19 protein-coding genes are annotated in these 20616 nt (G+C 70.3%); all 19 read left to right on the top strand.

Annotated features, from left to right (window positions below):
- The first annotated feature begins 29 nt into the window (after positions 1–29).
- Complete coding sequence (locus P1K89_RS04535; protein WP_284615173.1) at positions 30–1184, top strand: sensor histidine kinase; 1155 nt, start codon at positions 30–32, stop codon at positions 1182–1184.
- An 11-nt stretch (positions 1185–1195) separates the two neighbouring features.
- Positions 1196–1948, top strand: a complete 753-nt coding sequence (locus P1K89_RS04530; RefSeq protein WP_284615172.1) for a LytR/AlgR family response regulator transcription factor — start codon at positions 1196–1198, stop codon at positions 1946–1948.
- A 111-nt stretch (positions 1949–2059) separates the two neighbouring features.
- A complete protein-coding gene (locus tag P1K89_RS04525; RefSeq protein WP_284615171.1) occupies positions 2060–3049 on the top strand; it encodes a LysR family transcriptional regulator in 990 nt (329 codons plus the stop codon).
- 1 nt (position 3050) lies between these two features.
- The gene (gene leuC, locus P1K89_RS04520; protein WP_284615170.1) at positions 3051–4478 is read left to right on the top strand and encodes a 3-isopropylmalate dehydratase large subunit; all 1428 of its coding nucleotides are present in this window, start codon (positions 3051–3053) and stop codon (positions 4476–4478) included.
- Positions 4479–4491: 13 nt separating this feature from the next.
- A complete protein-coding gene (leuD, locus tag P1K89_RS04515; RefSeq protein ID WP_284615169.1) occupies positions 4492–5139 on the top strand; it encodes a 3-isopropylmalate dehydratase small subunit in 648 nt (215 codons plus the stop codon).
- Positions 5140–5160: 21 nt separating this feature from the next.
- Complete coding sequence (locus P1K89_RS04510) at positions 5161–5454, top strand: hypothetical protein (RefSeq protein WP_284615168.1); 294 nt, start codon at positions 5161–5163, stop codon at positions 5452–5454.
- A 19-nt stretch (positions 5455–5473) separates the two neighbouring features.
- Positions 5474–6583 carry a 3-isopropylmalate dehydrogenase gene (leuB, locus tag P1K89_RS04505; RefSeq protein WP_284615167.1) on the top strand — a complete coding sequence of 370 codons (1110 nt, stop codon included), beginning with the start codon at positions 5474–5476 and terminating at the stop codon, positions 6581–6583.
- Positions 6584–6673: 90 nt separating this feature from the next.
- The gene (gene asd / locus P1K89_RS04500; RefSeq protein ID WP_284615166.1) at positions 6674–7801 is read left to right on the top strand and encodes an aspartate-semialdehyde dehydrogenase; all 1128 of its coding nucleotides are present in this window, start codon (positions 6674–6676) and stop codon (positions 7799–7801) included.
- Between the two features lie 261 nt (positions 7802–8062).
- Positions 8063–10615: a motility hub landmark protein FimV gene (locus P1K89_RS04495; RefSeq protein WP_284615165.1), complete on the top strand. Its 2553-nt coding sequence runs from the start codon at positions 8063–8065 to the stop codon at positions 10613–10615.
- Positions 10612–11400: a tRNA pseudouridine(38-40) synthase TruA gene (gene truA, locus P1K89_RS04490; protein ID WP_284615164.1), complete on the top strand. Its 789-nt coding sequence runs from the start codon at positions 10612–10614 to the stop codon at positions 11398–11400. Before P1K89_RS04495 ends, truA begins: the two co-directional genes overlap by 4 nt.
- The gene (locus P1K89_RS04485; protein WP_284615163.1) at positions 11397–12050 is read left to right on the top strand and encodes a phosphoribosylanthranilate isomerase; all 654 of its coding nucleotides are present in this window, start codon (positions 11397–11399) and stop codon (positions 12048–12050) included. Before truA ends, P1K89_RS04485 begins: the two co-directional genes overlap by 4 nt.
- Before the next feature lie 49 nt (positions 12051–12099).
- Positions 12100–13362, top strand: coding sequence for a tryptophan synthase subunit beta (gene trpB, locus P1K89_RS04480; RefSeq protein ID WP_284615162.1), 1263 nt, complete (start codon positions 12100–12102; stop codon positions 13360–13362).
- A complete protein-coding gene (gene trpA, locus P1K89_RS04475) occupies positions 13359–14171 on the top strand; it encodes a tryptophan synthase subunit alpha (protein WP_284615161.1) in 813 nt (270 codons plus the stop codon). Before trpB ends, trpA begins: the two co-directional genes overlap by 4 nt.
- A gap of 28 nt (positions 14172–14199) precedes the next feature.
- The gene (accD, locus tag P1K89_RS04470) at positions 14200–15072 is read left to right on the top strand and encodes an acetyl-CoA carboxylase, carboxyltransferase subunit beta (protein WP_284615160.1); all 873 of its coding nucleotides are present in this window, start codon (positions 14200–14202) and stop codon (positions 15070–15072) included.
- 53 nt (positions 15073–15125) lie between these two features.
- A complete protein-coding gene (folC, locus tag P1K89_RS04465) occupies positions 15126–16433 on the top strand; it encodes a bifunctional tetrahydrofolate synthase/dihydrofolate synthase (RefSeq protein ID WP_284615159.1) in 1308 nt (435 codons plus the stop codon).
- Between the two features lie 38 nt (positions 16434–16471).
- Positions 16472–17302 carry an SPOR domain-containing protein gene (locus P1K89_RS04460; RefSeq protein ID WP_284615158.1) on the top strand — a complete coding sequence of 277 codons (831 nt, stop codon included), beginning with the start codon at positions 16472–16474 and terminating at the stop codon, positions 17300–17302.
- A 6-nt stretch (positions 17303–17308) separates the two neighbouring features.
- Positions 17309–17824 (top strand): CvpA family protein, encoded by a 516-nt coding sequence (locus P1K89_RS04455; protein WP_284615157.1) that lies wholly within the window; start codon positions 17309–17311, stop codon positions 17822–17824.
- Between the two features lie 31 nt (positions 17825–17855).
- Complete coding sequence (purF, locus tag P1K89_RS04450; RefSeq protein WP_284615156.1) at positions 17856–19379, top strand: amidophosphoribosyltransferase; 1524 nt, start codon at positions 17856–17858, stop codon at positions 19377–19379.
- The gene (locus P1K89_RS04445; protein ID WP_284615155.1) at positions 19376–20614 is read left to right on the top strand and encodes an O-succinylhomoserine sulfhydrylase; all 1239 of its coding nucleotides are present in this window, start codon (positions 19376–19378) and stop codon (positions 20612–20614) included. The genes purF and P1K89_RS04445 overlap by 4 nt, the downstream gene beginning before the upstream one ends.
- Positions 20615–20616 lie beyond the last annotated feature (2 nt).

Raw genomic sequence — 20616 nt, 5'->3', positions numbered from 1 at the left:
CCGCGACGCCGCCCGCAGCGCGTCCCTCGATGGCCACGCCGATCCGATCCGAGCCCGACCCCCCGGCGCCACCGGCCGGTGAATCGCCCAGCCGTCCCGCGAGCCTGTGGCCCGACACCACGCGGCTGCCGCGCAATGGCCGCAGCGCCTTCTTCGAGGTCAGCGCCTTCGACCCGCTGCACGAACACGAGCAGCGCGAACGCGAGCGCCTGAGCTCGCAGTTCGACCTGTGCCGGCCCGCGCTGGGGCTGCGCGTGATGATCTTCGTGCAGCTGGTGGTGGCGGTGGCGACGCTGCCGGCGTCGGTCGGCTGGATCGACTGGCTGTGGCGCGCGGCCACGCTGGCCTTTGCGTCGCTCGGCGCCAGCCTGGTCTGGCTGCCGACGGTGTGCGCGCTGCGGCCGTGGCTCGGGCGCCTGCGCCAGCGCGTGCGCCAGTCGCTGATCGCGCTGCTGGGCGCCAGTGCGGCGGTGATCGGCTGGGGCTCGATCGCGGTGCTCGCGCTGGCCCCGGCGACGCCCTTCGCCGCCGGGGCCGCCGCGGTCGGCGGCGCGGCGATCGCGACGCTGGTCTGGAGCTGGCTCGGCCTGCGCTCGCGCGCGGCGCAGCCGATCGAGATCGGTGCCCGACTGGCCGAGCTGCAGTCGCGCATCCGGCCGCACTTCCTGTTCAACGCGCTGAACACCGCGCTGGCGCTGGTGCGCATCGACCCCGACCGCGCCGAGACGGTGCTGGAGGACCTGGCGCAGTTGTTCCGCGTGGCGCTGGCCGAGACCGGTGCCGCGGTGACGCTGGACGAGGAGATCGAGCTCGCGCAGCGCTACCTGGCGATCGAGAAGCTGCGCTTCGGCGACCGCCTGCAGGTCACCTGGGACCTCGATCCGGCCGCGGCCGGCGCGCGCGTGCCGCCGCTGGTGCTGCAGCCGCTGGTCGAGAACGCGGTGCGCCACGGCATCGAGCCGGCGGTGGGCGGCGGCCGCATCCTGGTGCGCACCCGCGCGCGCCTGGGCACGGCCGAGCTGACCGTCACCAATACGCTGCCCGACGAACCCGGCCCGCCCGGCAGCGGCATCGCGCTGGCCAACGTGCGCGAGCGGCTGCGGCTGCTGCACGATGTCGCCGCCGGGCTGGAAACCGGCGTCGTCGATGGCCTCTGGCGGGCGCGCATCGACCTGCCGCTGTAGGAATCACAACGATGGAACGAACCCCGCTGTCGGTGCTGATCGTCGACGACGAGCCGCTCGCGCGGCTGCGGCTGCGCTCGCTGATCGAGGCCAATACCGAGCCGCCGGCGCGGGTGGTCGGCGAGGCCGGCGACGCGTCGGCCGCGCTCGCGCTGCTGCAGCAGACGCCCTGCGACCTCGTGCTGCTGGACATCGCGATGCCCGGCCGCGACGGCCTCGGCTTCGCCGACGACCTGCGGCGCCAGCCCGAGCCGCCACTGGTGGTCTTCGTCACCGCGCACGCCGACCATGCGCTGCGGGCCTTCGAGGTCGACGCGACCGACTACCTGACCAAGCCGGTGCGCCGCGAACGCCTGCAGGCCGCGCTGCTGCGTGCCGCCGAGCGCCGCGTGCAGCGCGCCGAGTCCGCGCCGACCGGGCCCGTGCTGGTCGTCAGCGACCGCGGCCGCGTGCTGCGGGTGCCGGCCGCCGAGGTGATCTACCTGAAGGCCGAGCAGAAGTACGTGACGCTGTGCAGCGGCCGCGGGCGCTGGACGCTGGACGACGCGCTGGCCGACCTGGAGCAGCGCCTCGGCGACGGTTTCCTGCGCGTGCACCGCAACGCGGTGGTCGCGGTGTCGGCGGTGCGCGCGCTCGAACGCCGCGGCGACGACGACGGCGAAGAAGGCTGGTCGGTGCAGATGAGCAATGGCGACTGGCTGGCGGTGTCGCGCCGGCAGCTGACGGCGGTGCGCGAGGTGCTGGCAGCCCAGCAGCGGGAGTGATCCGCCCGCTGGATGGTCCAAGGTTTCGCTGATCGCGAAGCCTGGATTTCTGTTTCCCGTGCACACGGCGCCGAGCCTTCGCGCATCATTGCGGTCCGCCCCTTCGCCGCCATGCGCTTCGACCTCACCAGCCTCAACCTCGTGCTCGCCATCGCCGAGACGCGCAGCATCACGCGTGGCGCCGAGCGCGAGCACCTGGCGCTGGCCGCGGCGAGCAAGCGGCTGTCGGACCTCGAGGCGCGCCTGGGCGTGCCGCTGTTCGAGCGCCGCGCGCGCGGCGTCGAGCCCACCGAGGCCGGCCGTGCGCTGGTGCGCCACATCCGCTCGCTGAACACCGCGCTGCATGCGCTGGAGAGCGAGGTGGTCGAGTTCTCGCGCGGCATCAAGGGCCACCTGCGGGTGGCGGCCAATGCCAGCGCGATCGCCGAATGGCTGCCGGCCGACCTGGCGGCGTTCTCGAAAGCCCATCCGGGCATCCGCATCAGCCTCGAGGACCTGACCAGCGCCGAGGTGCAGGCCGCGGTGGCCACCGGCCGCGCCGACGTCGGCATCTTCGTGCCGCCGCAGCACGAGGCCGAGCTGCGCTGCTGTCCGTACCGCGAGGGCCGTCTCGCGGTGCTGGTGCCGCAGGGCCACGTGCTGGCGAAGCGTGGCGCGGTGGCCTTCGATGCGCTGCTGGACTTCGACATCGTCGGCCTGCACCTCGGGGCCGCCGCGCATGAGCTGATGCGCGAGCGTGCGCAGGCACTGGGCCGGCCGCTGAACGAACGCATCCAGGTGCGCGGCTTCGATGCCATCGCGCAGCTGGTCGAGGCCGGCCTCGGCGTCGCGATCCTGCCGGCGCTGGTCGCCGAGCGCGCCGGCCGCATCTTTGCCGTGCAGCCGCTGGCGCTGCACGAAGACTGGGCGCGCCGCCACTACCTGCTGGCTGTAAGGCCGCAGGAGGTGCTGCCGACCATCGTGCAGCGCTTCGTCGACGCGCTGTGCCCCGCCGCTTCGCCTGATCTGCCCGTCGTTTCCGACATGCCCGCGCCCGTGGCCCAGGCTTCCGAGCCGAAACCCGCAGCGCGACAATCCCGCCCCCGACCGAGGAAGCCGTGACATGAGCGCCGCCCCCCGCACCCTCTACGACAAGCTCTGGGACGAACACGTCGTCCACACCGAGGAAGACGGCACGTCCGTGCTGTACATCGACCGCCACCTGGTGCACGAGGTCACCAGCCCGCAGGCCTTCGAGGGGCTGCGCCTGGCCGACCGCAAGGTCTGGCGCATCAGCTCGGTCGTCGCCACCGCCGACCACAACACGCCCACCACCGGCTGGGAGCGCGGCTACGACGGCATCGCCGACCCGATCAGCAAGCAGCAGATCACGACGCTGGACACCAACATCGCCGCCTTCGGCGCCGCCGCGTACTTCCCGTTCCTCGACAAGCGCCAGGGCATCGTGCACGTCATCGGCCCCGAGCAGGGTGCGACGCTGCCGGGCATGACGGTGGTCTGCGGGGACAGCCACACGTCGACGCACGGCGCCTTCGGCGCGCTGGCGCACGGCATCGGCACGAGCGAGGTCGAGCACGTGCTGGCGACGCAGACGCTGCTCGCCAAGAAGGCGAAGAACATGCTCGTGAAGGTCGACGGCACGCTCGCTCGCGGCCTGACCGCGAAGGACATCGTGCTGGCGATCATCGGCAGGATCGGCACGGCCGGCGGCACCGGCTACACGATCGAGTTCGGCGGCTCCGCGATTCGCGCGCTGAGCATGGAAGGCCGCATGACGGTCTGCAACATGGCGATCGAGGCCGGCGCGCGCGCGGGCCTGGTGGCCGTCGACGACATCACGATCGCGTACGTCCAGGGGCGGCCGTTCGCGCCCAAGGGCGTCGAGATGGAACATGCCATCACGCACTGGCGCACGCTGCATTCCGACCCTGGCGCGCACTTCGACAAGGTGGTCGAGCTCGATGCCAGCCAGTTGAAGCCGCAGGTCACCTGGGGCACTTCGCCGGAGATGGTGCTGTCGATCGAGGACCGCGTGCCCGATCCCGAGAAGGAGAAGGACGACGTGCGGCGCGGCGCGATCGAGCGTGCGCTGGCCTACATGGGCCTGGAGCCGAACAAGGCCATCGCGGACGTGCGCATCGACAAGGTCTTCATCGGCTCGTGCACCAACAGCCGCATCGAGGACATGCGTGAGGCTGCTGCCGTCGTGCGCCGCATCGGCGGCAAGGTGGCGGGCAACGTGAAGCTTGCGCTGGTCGTGCCGGGCTCGGGCCTGGTGAAGGCGCAGGCCGAGGCCGAGGGGTTGCACGAGGTCTTCAAGGCCGCGGGCTTCGAATGGCGCGAGCCGGGCTGCTCGATGTGCCTGGCGATGAACGCCGACCGGCTCGAGCCTGGCGAACGCTGCGCGTCGACCAGCAACCGCAACTTCGAAGGCCGGCAGGGCGCCGGCGGCCGCACGCACCTGGTCAGCCCGGCGATGGCCGCGGCGGCCGCGCTGAACGGCCACTTCGTCGACATTCGCCGCGTCTGAGGAACCACCCGCCATGCAAGCCTTCACCGTGCACCAGGGCCTCGTCGCCCCGATGGACCGCGCCAACGTCGACACCGACGCGATCATCCCGAAGCAGTTCCTGAAGTCGATCAAGCGCTCGGGCTTCGGCCCGAACCTGTTCGACGAATGGCGCTACCTCGACCCGGGCCAGCCCGGCCAGGACCCGGCCGCGCGTAAGCCGAACCCGGATTTCGTGCTGAACCAGCCGCGCTACGCCGGCGCCTCGGTGCTGCTGGCGCGCGAGAACTTCGGCTGCGGCTCCAGCCGCGAGCACGCACCGTGGGCGCTGGAGCAGTACGGCTTCCGCGCGCTGATCGCGCCCAGCTTCGCCGACATCTTCTTCAACAACTGCTTCAAGAACGGCGTGCTGCCGATCGTGCTGCCGGCATCGGTGGTCTCGCAGCTGTTCGACGAGGTCGCCGCCTTTCCCGGCTACCGGCTGACGATCGACCTGCCGCGGCAGGTGGTGGTCAAGGGCGATGGCACCGAGATCAACTTCGACGTGCAGCCCTTCCGCAAGTACTGCCTGGTCAACGGCTTCGACGACATCGGCCTGACCTTGCGCCACGCCGACAAGATCAAGGCCTTCGAGGCCGAGCGGCTGGCGAAGATGCCCTGGCTCGCGCACCGCGAGCTCTAGCCTTCAAAAGACGTGGCATCGGTGATCAAGCGCTGGTTCCATCGGATCGTGCTGAGCCGGCTGTGGCTCAGCTTCGTCGTGATGAGCCTCGCGTTCTTTGCGTTCGGCGTCGGCTCGCTGAACCTGTTCTTCCTGCTGCGTGCCAACGGCGCCCTGCTGCTCGACCACGGCTGGCAGGGCCTGATGGACGGCGGTGCCGCGCAGTTGGCCGAGCTGCTGGTCAGCGGCTTCGTCGCGATGGCCGCCTACGTCGTCTTCAAGGCCTGCGAGTACCGCCTGGTGCACTGGCTGGGCGACCCCCGAGATTCCCACTGATCCTTCGAAAGACATTCCCATGAAGATCGCGATCCTGCCGGGCGACGGCATCGGTACCGAAATCGTCGCCGAAGCCGTCAAGGTGCTGCAGGCCCTGGACCTGTCCTTCGAGTCGGAGACCGCGCTGGTCGGCGGTGCCGCGTACGAAGCGCACGGCCATCCGCTGCCGGAAGCCACGCTGAACCTCGCGAAGGCCGCGGACGCGGTGCTGTTCGGCGCCGTCGGCGACTGGAAGTACGACAAGCTCGAGCGCGCGCTGCGGCCCGAGCAGGCGATCCTGGGCCTGCGCAAGCACCTGGGCCTTTTCGCCAACTTCCGTCCGGCGATCTGCTACGAGCAGCTGACGCATGCGTCGAGCCTGAAGCCGGAGCTGGTCGCGGGGCTGGACATCCTGATCATCCGCGAGCTCACCGGCGACATCTACTTCGGCGCCCCGCGCGGCCGCCGCACCGCGGTCGACGGCCACTTCCCCGGCGCCGAGGAAGCCTTCGACACGATGCGCTACTCGAAGCCCGAGATCGAGCGCATCGCGCATGTCGCGTTCCAGGCGGCGCGCAAGCGCGGCAAGCGCGTCACCAGCGTCGACAAGGCCAACGTGCTGGAGACCTTCCAGTTCTGGAAGGACGTCGTCACCGAGGTGCATGTGCAGTACCCGGACGTAGCGCTCGACCACATGTACGTCGACAACGCGGCGATGCAGCTGGTGAAGGCGCCGAAGAAGTTCGACGTCGTCGTCACCGGCAACATGTTCGGCGACATCCTGTCAGACGAGGCCGCGATGCTGACCGGTTCGATCGGCATGCTGCCGTCGGCGTCGTTGGACCGGAACAACAAGGGCCTCTACGAACCCAGCCACGGCAGCGCGCCGGACATCGCCGGTAAGGGCATCGCCAATCCTCTGGCTACAATCCTGTCCGCAGCCATGATGCTCCGCTTCTCCCTCAACCAAGCCGAAGCCGCCGACCGGATCGAATCCGCGGTGCGCACGGTGCTGTCCGCCGGGCTTCGCACGGCCGACATCTGGTCCGAGGGCACGCAGAAGGTGAGCACGCGCGAAATGGGCGATGCCGTGGTCTCGGCCGTCCGTGGCGCGTCGGTCAAAACCATTACCACCATTACCAAGAGCTGACCCAGCTCCGGATTCGTTTCGCCCCACACCTGGACCCCGGCGATTCGAGCCGGGGAAGCTGGGGTCCGGATCGACGGAAAGGTGATTGATATGGCTCTCGTTGGATTGGTCGGCTGGCGCGGAATGGTCGGTTCCGTGCTGATGGAGCGGATGCAGGCCGAAGGTGACTTCGCGCTGATCGAACCGCTGTTCTTCTCCACCAGCAATGCCGGTGGCGCCGCCCCGGCGATGGCGAAGAACGAAACCCGGCTGCAGGACGCGTTCGACATCGAGCAGCTCAAGCGCTGCGACATCGTCATCACCGCGCAGGGCGGCGACTACACGACCGAGGTCTTCCCGAAGCTGCGCGCGGCGGGCTGGAACGGCCACTGGATCGACGCGGCGTCCACGCTGCGCATGAAGGACGACGCGGTCATCATCCTCGACCCCGTCAACATGCCGGTGATCAAGAACGCGCTGGCCAAGGGCGGCAAGAACTGGATCGGTGGCAACTGCACGGTCAGCTGCATGCTGATGGGGGTCGGTGCGCTGTACAAGGCGGGCCTCGTCGAGTGGATGAGCACGCAGACCTACCAGGCGGCCTCCGGCGGCGGCGCGCAGCACATGCGCGAGCTGCTGACGCAGTACGGCACGCTGAACGCATCGGTCAAGGCGCTGCTCGACGATCCGAAGAGCGCGATCCTCGAGATCGACCGCCAGGTCATCGCCAAGCAGCGTGCGCTGTCGGCCGAGGAGACGGCGAACTTCGGCGTGCCGCTCGGCGGCTCTTTGATCCCGTGGATCGACAAGGACCTGGGCAATGGCCAATCCAAGGAAGAGTGGAAGGGCATGGCCGAGACCAACAAGATCCTTGGCCAGGGCGAGGGGTTCGGCACTGCGGCCATTCCGGTCGACGGCTTCTGCGTGCGTGTCGGCGCGATGCGCTGCCACAGCCAGGCGCTGACCTTCAAGCTGAAGAAGGACGTGCCGCTGGCCGACATCGAGGCCATGATCGCCGCCGACAACGAGTGGGTGAAGGTGGTCCCGAATACGCGCGAAGCCACCATCCGCGACCTGACGCCGGTGGCGGTGACCGGCACGATGACGATCCCGGTCGGCCGCCTGCGCAAGCTGGCGATGGGCCCGGATTACCTCGGCGCGTTCACCATCGGCGACCAGCTGCTGTGGGGCGCAGCCGAGCCGCTGCGCCGTATGCTGCGCATCCTGCTCGACCAGTAACGCGGGCCGAAAACAGGCGTTGCCAGAAGGCAACATCTGGCAACCAGTCGCAACGGCTGTGCAGGATCATGCAGAACGTCAGGTTTTGCATGAGCTTGTCAGCCTATATGCTTGATGCTATTGTGGTTTCGGGCATTTAGGCTGTGCGCCAGGCGTTCGCCGGGTTCCTAGCGCCCCCGCACGGGGTGGCCCGGCGATGACTGAGATGATTGCTCTGGCGGCGGGCCTGAACAGGTCCGCCGAAGCCTTTGTGGAGACGCCTTGAACAAACGCACGTTCCTCACTGCCCGCACTGCACTGGCGCTTGCCGCGGCGGCTGCACTCGGTTCGCCCGTCGTCGACGCCTGGGCCCTCGGCCTGGGCCGGCTGAACGTGCAATCGGCGCTCGGCGAATCGCTGCGCGCCGAGATCGACATCACGACGCTGACGCCGGAAGAGGCGTCGACGCTGTCGGTGCGCATCGCGTCGCCCGACGCCTACCGCGCCGCCGGTGTCGAATACAACAGCGCGCTGGCCGGCGCCCAGGCCGTGCTGGCCCGCCGCCCCGATGGCCGCCCCTACCTGCGCGTGCAGACCGATCGTGCGGTGCAGGAACCCTTCGTCGACGTCATCCTCGAGCTGACCTGGGCCAACGGCCGCCTGGTGCGCGAGTTCACGCTGCTGATCGACCCGCCGACCTCGCGCCAGGCGCCGCCGGTGCAGGCGCAGGCCCCGGTCGCCCCGTCGATGGCGCCGGCGCCGGCCGCGCCCGCCCCGGCGCCCACGGCAGCCGCCCCCGCACCTGCGCCGCGCGCACCGGCGCCCCCGCCGGTGGCCGCCGCGCCGCGTCCCGCGCCCGCCCCCGCGCCGGCAGCGGGTGGCGACAGCTACACCGTGCGTCCGGGCGACACGCTGTCGCGCGTCGCCAGCCGCACGCAGCGCCCCGGTGTCGCGCTCGACCAGATGCTGGTCGGCCTGTTCCGCGGCAACCCGGACGCTTTCATCGGCAACAACATGAACCGGCTCAAGTCCGGTGTCGTGCTGTCGGTGCCGTCGGCCGAAACCGTCAAGGCGATCACGCCGGCCGAAGCGCGCGAGGTCATCGTCGCGCAGAGCGCCGACTTCGGCAGCTACCGGCATCGCCTGGCCGAAGGCGCGCCGGCGACCGGCACCGGTGAAGCCGGCCGGCAGGCGCGCGGCAAGGTGCAGGCCGCCGTCGACGACCGCAAGTCCGCCGGCGCCACCTCGCCGGACAAGCTGAAGCTGTCGCAGGCTGCGTCGGCGCCGGAAGCGGCGATCTCCAAGTCGACCGAGCGCAAGGACAACGCGACGCGCGTCGCCGAACTCACCCGCAACGTCGAGGAACTGAAGAAGCTGCAGCAGGGCACCGCCGCCGCCCAGGCGCCGTCCGCGCCGGCCCCGGCGCCCGCCGCTGCGCCGACACCGCCCGCGCCGGCGCCGGTGGCACAGGCGCCGGCTCCGTCCCCGGCGCCCGCCGCCACCCCGTCGGCGGCCGCACCCGCACCCGCACCCGCACCAGCCCCCGCGGCGGCGCCGGCGAAGCCTTCCGCACCGTCGCTCGGCGGCGCCAAGCCGACCCCGGCTCCCGCGCCGGAGCCGAGCTTCCTCGACACCATCGTCGACAGCCCGCTCGCGCTGCCCGGCGCCGGCATCATCGCGCTGGTGCTCGCCGGCCTGGCCTACTACCGCTTGCGCGGCCGCGGCCCGCGCAAGGACCGCTCGGAGACCTCGTTCCTCGAGAGCCGCGTGCAGCCGGACTCGTTCTTCGGTGCCAGCGGCGGCCAGCGGGTCGATACCACCGACCAGTCCGCCGGCGCCTCGTCGATGGGCTTCTCGCTGAGCCAGCTCGATGCGATCGGCGACGTCGATCCGGTGGCCGAGGCCGACGTCTACCTGGCCTACGGCCGCGACCTGCAGGCCGAGGAGATCCTCAAGGAGGCGATGCGCACGACGCCGGATCGCCTGGCCATCCGCACCAAGCTGCTCGAGGTCTACGCGAAGCGGCGCGACACCAAGGGCTTCGAACTGCTGGCGACCCAGCTGTTCTCGATCACCCAGGGCACCGGCGCGGACTGGGAAAAGGCCCAGGAGATGGGCCGAGGCATCGACCCGAACAATCCGCTGTACCAGCCGGGCGGCCGTCCGGAAGAGGTGATGCGCGACGGCCAGGCGGTGCACGAGCCGCTGAGCGCGACGACGCTGCCGCAGTCGGTGCTGCCGTCGCAGCAGCCGATGTTCGGCAGCGACGCGACCCTGCCGGTCGAACCGCCGGCGAGCGCGCTCGACCTCGACCTCGACCTCGACGACAGCCCCACGATGCCGCCGATGCCGGCGCCGTCGCCGATGGAGATGACGCGGCCGCTGCCTACCGATTCGACCGCCGCGCCGGCCAACGTCGACCTCGACTTCGATTTCGGCAACGAGCCGGTGACGATCTCCAAGCGCACCGGTGCCCCGGCGCCCGCGCCTTCGGCGATGGACTTCAACCTCGACGACCTGTCGCTCGACCTGACCGCCCCGCTGCCGCGCCACACGGCCGCCCCGGCACCGAGCAACGAGCCCGCGCTGGACTTCGGCGAGTTCTCGCTGAACACGCCCGCGCCGGCCGGCGACGAGACGCTGCCGATCAGCGCGCCCAACTCCGAACTGCCGCCGGACGAGGCCGACCCGATCGCGCGCAAGCTCGAGCTGGCCGAGGAATTCCGCCAGATCGGCGACATGGAAGGCGCGCGCGACCTGCTCGAGGAAGTCATCGCCAAGAGCAGCGGCACGCTGAAGGCCAAGGCGCAAGGCATGCTCGACGAATTGGGGTGACCACGCGCATCGCGCTGGGGGTTGCCTACCGCGGCACCGCCTACCAGGGCTGGCAGAGCCAGCCTGGCGGCCGCACCGTGCAGGACAAGCTGGAGGCTGCGCTGTCGGCCTTCGTCGACGCGCCGGTCACGACGCTCTGCGCCGGGCGCACCGATGCCGGCGTGCATGGGCTGAACCAGGTCGTGCACCTGGACAGCCCGGTCGAGCGGGATGCCTTCAGCTGGGTGCGCGGCACCAACCGCTACCTGCCGCCGGACATCGCGGTGCAGTGGAGCCGCGAGGTGCCGCCGGACTTCCACGCCCGCAACAGCGCGCGCAGCCGCCGCTACCGCTACCTGCTGCTCGAGTCGCCGGTGCGCCCGGCGCTGGAGGCCGACGCCGTCGGCTGGAGCTTCCGCCCGCTCGACCGCGATGCGATGCGCGATGCCGCCGCACGCCTGATCGGCGAGCACGACTTCAGCTCGTTCCGCTCGTCGGAGTGCCAGGCGGCCAGCCCGGTCAAGACGCTCTACGCCGTCGACATCACGCGCCACGGCGCCTACTGGCGCTTCGATTTCCACGGCAACGCCTTCCTGCACCACATGATCCGCAACATCATGGGCTGCCTGGTGGCGGTCGGTACGGCCCGGCAGCTGCCCGGCTGGATCGATGCCGTGCTCGCTTCGCGCGACCGCGACGCTGCCGCGCCGACCTTCGCCGCGGAGGGCCTGTACTTCGTCGGTCCGCAGTACGATGCCGCGCTCGGACTGCCCGAGCACACGCCGGCGATGGACTGGATCGCATGAGCCTCACCACCCGTACCCGCATCAAGATCTGCGGCCTCACCCGCGAGGGCGACCTCGACGCCGCCGTCGCCGGCGGTGCCGACGCGATCGGCTTCGTGCTGTACCCGAAGAGCCCGCGCGCGGTCAGCCTGCGGCGCGCCACCGAGCTGGCGCGGCGGCTGCCGCCCTTCGTGACGCCGGTGCTGCTGTTCGTCAACGCGCACCGCGACGAGGTCGAGGCGGCGCTCGACGCCATCCCGAACGCGCTGCTGCAGTTCCACGGCGACGAGCCGCCCGCCGACTGCGAACGCTTCCGCCGCCCCTACCTGCGTGCCGCGCGCATGTCGCCCGGCCTCGCTTTGTTAGACTTCGCCACCGCTTATGCAAGCGCCGCCGGCCTGCTGCTCGACGCCCATGTCGAAGGCTACGGCGGAGGTGGAAAGGCGTTCGATTGGTCTCTCGTTCCCGCCCACGTGCCCCTTCCGGTCGTTTTGTCTGGTGGGTTGAATCCTGCAAACGTGATCGATGGGGTCATGAGCGTCCGGCCCTGGGCCGTTGACGTGAGCTCCGGCGTCGAGAGCGCCAAAGGCATCAAGGATCCCGCGCTGATGCGCCGTTTCTGCGAAGCCGTGCGCGAGGCGGATGCCCGCATCGCCGACGCCGACAACTGAACCCCTTGGCGACCGCCCCGCGCGGCGCCTGCGTTGTCAGGACACCATCATGTTCGAATACCACCAACCCGATGCCGCCGGGCATTTCGGGCCCGTCAACAACACCTTCTATGGCGGCAGCTTCGTCGCCGAGACGCTGGTCCATGCGCTCGACGAGCTGAAGGCCGCGTACGACAAGTACCGCGTCGATCCGGCCTTCCAGGCCGAGTTCCGGCACGAGCTGCAGCACTTCGTCGGCCGCCCGAGCCCGATCTACCACGCGGCGAGGCTGTCGCGCGAGCTCGGCGGCGCGCAGATCCACCTCAAGCGCGAGGACCTCAACCACACCGGCGCGCACAAGGTCAACAACACCATCGGCCAGGCGCTGCTGGCCAGGCGCATGGGCAAGCCGCGCGTCATCGCCGAGACCGGCGCCGGCCAGCACGGCGTGGCCACCGCGACGATCTGCGCGCGCTACGGCATCGAGTGCGTCGTCTACATGGGCAGCGAGGACGTCAAGCGCCAGTCGCCGAACGTCTACCGCATGCACCTGTTGGGCGCCAAGGTGGTGCCGGTCGAATCCGGCAGCAGGACGCTGAAGGACGCACTGAACGAGGCGCTGCGAGACTGGGTCACCAACGTCGAGAACACCTTCTACATCATCGGCACGGTGGCCGGCCCGCACCCGTACCCGACGATGGTGCGCGACTTCCAGCGCGTGATCGGCGACGAGTGCCTGACGCAGATGCCGGCGCAGATCGGCCGCCAGCCCGACGCGGTGATCGCCTGCGTCGGCGGCGGCAGCAACGCGATGGGCATCTTCTACCCGTACATCCCGTACGACAACGTGCGGCTGATCGGCGTCGAGGCCGCGGGGCAGGGCCTCGACAGCGGCAAGCATGCGGCGTCGCTGTCCGCCGGCTCGCCGGGCGTGCTGCACGGCAACCGCACCTACCTGCTGCAGGACGACAACGGCCAGATCACCGAGACGCACTCGGTCTCCGCCGGACTCGACTACCCCGGCGTCGGCCCGGAGCACGCCTACCTGAAGGACATCGGCCGCGCCGAGTATGTCGGCATCACCGATGCCGAGGCGCTGGAAGCTTTCCACCGCCTGTGCCGCACCGAGGGCATCATCCCGGCGCTCGAATCCAGCCACGCCGTGGCGTACGCGATGAAGCTCGCGCCGACGATGAAGCCCGACCAGCACCTGCTGGTGAACCTGTCCGGCCGCGGCGACAAGGACATCGGCACCGTCGCCGACCTGTCCGGCGCCGAGTTCTTCTGCCGGCCCTCGTGCCGCGGGCAGACGGTGAAGGGAGGCCGCGCATGAGCCGCATCACCGCCACCCTGAACGCGTTGCAGCAGGCGAATCGCAAGGCGCTGATCCCCTACGTCACCTGCGGCGATCCCTACGCCGAGACCTCCGCCGACGTGATGCGCGCACTGGCCGACGGCGGCGCCGACATCATCGAGCTCGGCGTGCCGTTCTCCGACCCGATGGCCGACGGCCCGGTGATCCAGCAGGCGTCCGAACGCGCGCTGGCCAAGGGCATCGGGCTGCCGCAGGTCTTCGACACGGTGAAGGCCTTCCGCCGCCATGACGACAAGACACCGGTCGTGCTGATGGGTTACGCGAACCCGGTCGAGCGTTACGACCAGCGGCTCGGCGCCGGCGCCTTCATCGCCGCGGCGAAGGAGGCCGGTGTCGACGGCGTCTTGGTCGTCGACTACCCGCCCGAGGAGTGCGAAGCCTTCGCCGGCGATCTCAAGGCGGCCGGCCTCGACCTGATCTTCCTGCTCGCACCCACCTCGACCGATGCCCGCATCGAGCAGGTCGCACGCATCGCCTCGGGCTACGTCTACTACGTGTCGCTGAAGGGCGTCACCGGCGCCGGCCACCTCGACACCTCGGCGGTGGCCGACGCCGTGCCACGCATCCGCCGGCATGTCAAGATTCCGGTGGGTGTAGGCTTCGGGATTCGCGATGCGCAGACCGCCCGGGCCGTGGCCCGGGTCGCCGATGCGGTGGTGATCGGGTCGCGGCTGGTGCAGATCCTCAACGACCAGCCGCGCGAACAGGTCGCCGCCGCGGCGAAGGCCTTCATGGCCGAGATCCGCAGCGCGCTGGACACGCCCTGATGCTGCCGATGCAGCGCAAAGGAACACGATGAGCTGGCTCGAGAAACTGCTGCCGCCGAAGATCCAGCAGACCGACCCCACCGAGCGCCGCTCGGTGCCGGAAGGCCTGTGGGTCAAGTGCCCGGCGTGCGAGACGGTGCTCTACAACACCGACCTCGCGCAGAACGTCAACGTCTGCCCCAAGTGCGACCACCACCACCGCATCGGTGCGCGGGCACGGCTGGACGCGTTTCTCGATGCCGAGGGCCGCTACGAGATCGGCCAGGAAGTGGTGCCGGTCGATCCGCTGAAGTTCAAGGACAGCCGCAAGTACCCCGAGCGGCTGAAGGACGCGCTGGAATCCACCGGCGAGACCGATGCGCTGATCGTGCTCGGCGGCGCGGTGATGAGCGTGCCGCTGGTGGCCGCCTGCTTCGAGTTCGACTTCATGGGCGGCTCGATGGGCTCGGTGGTCGGCGAGCGCTTCGTGCGCGGCGTCGAGACGGCGATCGAGCAGAAGGTGCCCTTCGTCTGCTTCACCGCCACCGGCGGCGCCCGCATGCAGGAGGGCCTGTTCAGCCTGCTGCAGATGGCCAAGACCAACGCCGCGCTGACACGCCTGGCGAAGGCGAAGCTGCCCTACATCAGCGTGCTGACCGACCCGACGATGGGCGGCGTCTCGGCGAGCTTCGCGTTCGTCGGCGACGTGGTGCTGGCCGAGCCGAAGGCACTCGTCGGCTTCGCCGGGCCGCGCGTGATCGAGAACACCGTGCGCGAGAAGCTGCCCGAAGGCTTCCAGCGCGCGGAGTTCCTGCTGAAGAAGGGCGCGATCGACCAGATCGTCGACCGCCGCCAGCTGCGCCCGCGCATCGCGCAGATGCTGGCGATGCTGCAGCGGCAGAGCGCCGACGCCGTGGCCTGACGAGCACGCTCCTGCAACTTCAAGACCGGGCCCTCGCGGCCCGGTTTGTCTTGATGCACACGCCCACCACTCTCGATGACTGGCTCGCGCATTGCGAGCGCCTGCATCCGAAGACCATCGACATGACGCTCGACCGGGTGATCGCGGTGCGCGACCACCTCGGCCTGTCGTTCGGCGACACGCCGGTGGTCAGCGTCGCCGGCACCAACGGCAAGGGCTCGACCTGCGCGATGCTGGAAAGCATCGCGCTGCAGGCCGGCTACCGCGTCGGGCTGTACATCAAGCCTCACCTCGTGCACTTCGAGGAGCGTTGCCGCATCAACGGCGCGATGTGCGACGCGGCGACGCTGCTGCCGCACTTCGAGGCGGTGGAAGCCGCGCGCCTGGCGCTCGGCCTGACGCTGACCTACTTCGAGTTCACGACGCTGGCCATCATGCGCGCACTGGCCGAGTCGAAGCTGGACTTCGTCATCCTCGAGGTCGGCATGGGCGGGCGGCTTGATGCGGTCAATGCGATCGATGCCGACTGCGCGGTGATCACCAGCATCGCGCTCGACCACACCGAGTTCCTCGGGCCCGACCGCGAGTCGATCGGCCGCGAGAAGGCCGGCATCGCGCGTGCGGGCAAGCCGGTGGTCGTCAGCGACCCGCAGCCGCCGGCGAGTATCGCCGCGCATGCGCAAGCGCTCGGCGCCGACCTCTGGCTGATCGGCCGCGACTTCAACTTCCAGGGCGACCAGCAGCAGTGGAGCTGGAGCGGCCGCGGGCGGCGCTGGAATGCACTGGCCTATCCGGCGCTGCGCGGCGCGAACCAACTGCTGAACGCTTCCGGCGCGCTCGCCGCGTTCGAGGCGCTGCGCGAGCGCCTGCCGATCACTGCGCAGGCCGTGCGCCAAGGCTTTGCGCTGGTCGAGCTGGCCGGGCGCTTCCAGATCATCCCGGGGCAGCCGACGCTGGTGCTCGATGTCGCGCACAACCCGCAGTCGGTCGCCGCGCTGGCGCTGAACCTCGACCAGATGGGCTTTTTCCCGACCACGCACGCGGTGTTCGGTGCGATGCGCGACAAGGACATTCCGAGCCTGCTGAAGCACGTCGCGCCGATCGTCGACCGCTGGTACCTCACCGACCTGCCACTGCCGCGCGCGGCCACGGCGCAGGAACTGGCCGACGCGGTGCGCGCCGCGCAGCCGGCCGGACGCAACGTGATGGTCAGCACCCATGCGAACCCCTCGGACGCGCTGCGGCAGGCCGCGGCCGCGTCGGACCCGACGGATAGAATCGTCGTCTTCGGATCGTTCTACACCGTCGGCGGTGTGCTGAAGGAGGGCCTGCCCCGGCTGACGGCCCGGCACATGGGCTGACGGCTTCAGTCCGCACCGCGGCGGCCACCCTGGCTCGCATGGGTCTGTTGTCCTTCTTCCAGCGCAAAGCAAGCACCCCGGCGAGCGATGCCGCCGCGTCCCCCGATGCCGTGGCCCAGGCCCGCACGAAGGCGCGCCAGCGGCTGATCGGCGCGACGGTGCTGCTGGGCATCGGCGTCATCGGCTTCCCGCTGGTCTTCGAGACCCAGCCGCGGCCGATCCCCGTCGACATCCCGATCGAGATTCCCCGCAAGGAGAACGCGCCGCCGCTGCAGCGGCCGCAGGCGGTCACGCGGGCGGCGCCGGTGCCGGCGACACCGCCGGCGCTGGTCGAGGCCCCAGTGCCAGCGGCGCGGACGGCGTCGGCCGCGCCGGCGGACGTCACCACTGAACGCGCGACCGATCAGGGGCGCGACGTCACGGCCCGCGTTGTTGCTTCGGCGCCGGCGGCCGCGTCAAGGCCGCCGGCCGTCGCGGCCTCGAAGCCCGCATCGGCCGCGGTCGCGCGCGCTGCCTCGGCACCGGCGCCCGCGCCGGCACGCGCCAGCGCCCCGGCCGCCAGACCGGCCGACGACGGCCAGCGTGCGCAGGCGCTGCTCGAAGGCAAGGCCGCCGCCGCGAAGGCGGCTTCCGACGCCGCCGGCCGCCTCGTCGTGCAGGTCGGTGCCTACACCGATGCCGACAAGCTGCGCGACGCGCGTCTGAAGGTCGAGAAGCTCGGCATGAAGACCTATACGCAGGTGATCGAGGCCGACGGCGCCAAGCGCACCCGCGTGCGCGTCGGCCCGTTCGCGACCCGCGACGAAGCCGACAAGGCCGCCGCGCGCCTGAAGGCCGCCGGCCTGCCGGCGGCGATCCTCACGCTGTAGACAACGATGGCCGACACCGTGATGCTGCCCGCGCTCGGCTGGGTCGACTGGACCCTGCTGGCGGTGCTGCTGCTGTCGGTGCTGATCGGCCTGTGGCGCGGCTTGGTGTTCGAGCTGATGTCGCTCGCCGGCTGGGTGGTCGCCTACATCGTCGCGCAGGCCTTCTCGCCGGCGCTGGGCCGGTACATCCCGATCGGCGCGCCCGGCAGCGCGCTGCACCAGGGCGTCGCGTTCGCCATCACGTTCCTGCTGGCGCTGCTGGCCTGGTCCCTGGTCGCGCGCCTGGTGCGCCTGATCATCCATGCGACGCCGCTGACGATCCCCGACCGCGCGCTCGGCGGCGCGTTCGGCCTGCTGCGCGGCCTGGTGCTGCTGCTGGTCGTCGCGACGCTGGTCACCTTCACGCCGGCCGCGCGCTCGGCCGCATGGACCGAATCGAAGGGCGCCGCCTGGCTCGGCAGCCTGCTCAAGGGCCTGAAGCCGGTGCTGCCGCACGAGATCGCGCGCCACCTGCCCGCCTGACCGTCTCATTCGCTTTGCCAAGGACCTCCCCATGTGCGGCATCGTCGGCGTCATCTCGAAGACGCCCGTCAACCAGCTGATTTACGACGCGCTGCTGCTGCTGCAGCACCGCGGCCAGGACGCCGCCGGCATCGTCACGATGCAGGGCACGCAGTGCTTCATGCACAAGGCGCGCGGCATGGTCAAGGACGTCTTCCGCACGCGCAACATGCGCGCGCTGCCGGGCACCGTCGGCCTCGGCCAGGTGCGCTACCCCACCGCCGGCAACGCGTTCAACGAGGAAGAGGCGCAGCCCTTCTACGTCAACGCGCCCTACGGCATCGTGCTGGTGCACAACGGCAACCTGACCAACGCGCATGCGCTGAAGCAGGAGCTGTTCGACATCGACCGCCGCCACATCAATACCGGCAGCGACACCGAGGTGCTGATCAACGTGCTGGCGCACGAGTTCGAGCGTGCCGGCCGCGACGTGCCGCTGACGCCGCAGCTGGTGTTCCGCGCGGTGCGCGAGGTGCACAAGCGCATCCGCGGCTCTTATGCCGTGGTCGCTCTGATCGCGGGTTATGGACTGCTGGCGTTCCGCGATCCCTACGGCATCCGTCCGCTGGTGATCGGCGAATCCGACACGCCCGACGGCCACGAAGTGATGGTCGCCAGCGAGACGGTCGCGCTCGAAGGCACCGGCCACCAGGTGCTGCGCGACGTCGCGCCCGGCGAGGCGGTGTTCATCGACCTCGACGGCCGCATCCACGCCGAGCAATGCGCCGAGAAGCCGTCGCTGAACCCGTGCATGTTCGAGTTCGTCTACCTCGCCCGGCCGGATTCGGTGATCGACGGCATCTCGGTCTACCAGGCGCGGTTGAACCTCGGCGAGACGCTGGCGCAGCGCGTGATCTCGACGATGCCGCCGACCGAGATCGACGTCGTTATCCCGATCCCCGAGTCGAGCCGCCCGTCCGCGATGCAGCTGGCGCAGAAGATCGGCAAGCCCTACCGCGAGGGCTTCGTGAAGAACCGCTACGTCGGCCGCACCTTCATCATGCCGGGGCAGGGCGTGCGCAAGAAGAGCGTGCGCCAGAAGCTCAACGCCATCGCGCAGGAGTTCAAGGGCCGCAACGTGCTGCTGGTCGACGATTCCATCGTGCGCGGCACCACCAGCAAGGAGATCGTGCAGATGGCCCGCGAGGCCGGCGCGCGCAAGGTCTTCATGGCCTCGGCCGCGCCGCCGGTGCGTTATCCCAACGTCTACGGCATCGACATGCCGACGCGCGAGGAACTGATCGCGCACAACCGCAGCGTCGAGCAGATCCGCGAATACATCGGCGCCGATGCGCTGATCTACCAGGACGTCGACGCGATGAAGCGCGTCGTCAAGCAGCTGAACCCGTCGCTCGCCGGCTTCGAGGCCTCGTGTTTCGACGGCACCTACATCACCGGCGACGTCAGCGTGGCGGACTTCGAGGCCATCGAGCAGCAGCGCACCGAAGCGCGCAAGGACGACGAGGACGGCGACGCGCGCACGCGGCTGACTCTGCAGAGCCGGGTCGAACAATGAGCGATTCGACGGCACCGAAGGGCATTCCCCGCGTTGCGCTGCCGCCCGACGCACGGCTCGATACGCTGGCCGTGCGCGAAGGCCTGCCGCCGTCGCCGTGGGGCGAGAACTCCGAGGCGCTGTACCTGACCTCGAGCTTCGTGCATCCCGACGCCGCCACCGCCGCGGCCCGCTTCGCGAACGAGGAGGAGGCCTTCGTCTACAGCCGCTTCTCGAACCCGACGGTGACGATGATGGAGCGCCGGCTCGCGGCGCTCGAAGGCACCAGCGGCTGCATCGCGACGTCCAGCGGCATGGCGGCCATCATGCTGCTGGTGATGGGCCTGTTGAAGGCCGGCGACCACGTGATCTGCTCGCGCAGCGTGTTCGGCTCGACGATCAAGCTGCTGCAGGGCGAGTTCGGCAAGTTCGGCGTCGACACCACGTTCGTCTCGCAGACCGACGTCGCCGAGTGGCAGGCGGCCCTGAAGCCGACCACGAAGCTGCTCTTCGCCGAGACGCCGAGCAACCCGCTGACCGAGGTCTGCGACATCGCCGCGCTGGCCGAGATCGCGCATGGCGCGGGCGCGGTGCTGGCGGTAGACAACTGCTTCTGCTCGCCGGCGCTGCAGCGGCCCGCCGAGTACGGCGCCGACTTCATCATCCACTCGGGCACCAAGTACCTCGATGGCCAGGGCCGCGTGATCGCCGGCGCGATCTGCGGGCCGGCTGACGCGATCGAGTCGAAGTTCGTGCCGGTGATGCGCTCGGCCGGCATGAGCCTGTCGCCCTTCAATGCGTGGGTCGTGTTGAAGGGGCTGGAGACGCTGTCGATCCGCATGCGCGAGCAGAGCGCGCGGGCGCTGCAGCTGGCGCAGTGGCTGCAGGCGCAGCCGCAGGTCGAGCGGGTCTACTACCCGGGGCTGGAATCCCATCCGCAGCACGCGCTGGCGATGCGCCAGCAGGGCGGCTCGGGTGGCGCCGTGGTGTCCTTCATCGTGCGCGGCGAGGGCGCCGAGGCCGGCCGCCGCAATGCCTTCGCGCTGATCGACCACACCCGCATCTGCTCGATCACCGCCAACCTCGGCGATACCAAGACCACCATCACGCATCCCGCGAGCACGTCGCACGGCCGGCTGACGGAGGCGCAGCGCCTGGCCGCCGGCATCACGCAGGGCCTGATCCGCGTGGCCGTCGGCCTCGACGACGTCGAGGACCTGAAGAACGACCTTGCCCGCGGCCTCGCCACGATCTGACT

The sequence above is a fragment of the Aquabacterium humicola genome, from assembly GCF_030167915.1.
Taxonomy (GTDB): Bacteria; Pseudomonadota; Gammaproteobacteria; order Burkholderiales; family Burkholderiaceae_C; genus Pseudaquabacterium; species Pseudaquabacterium humicola.
This window is presented reverse-complemented; position numbering and strand designations above follow the sequence as displayed.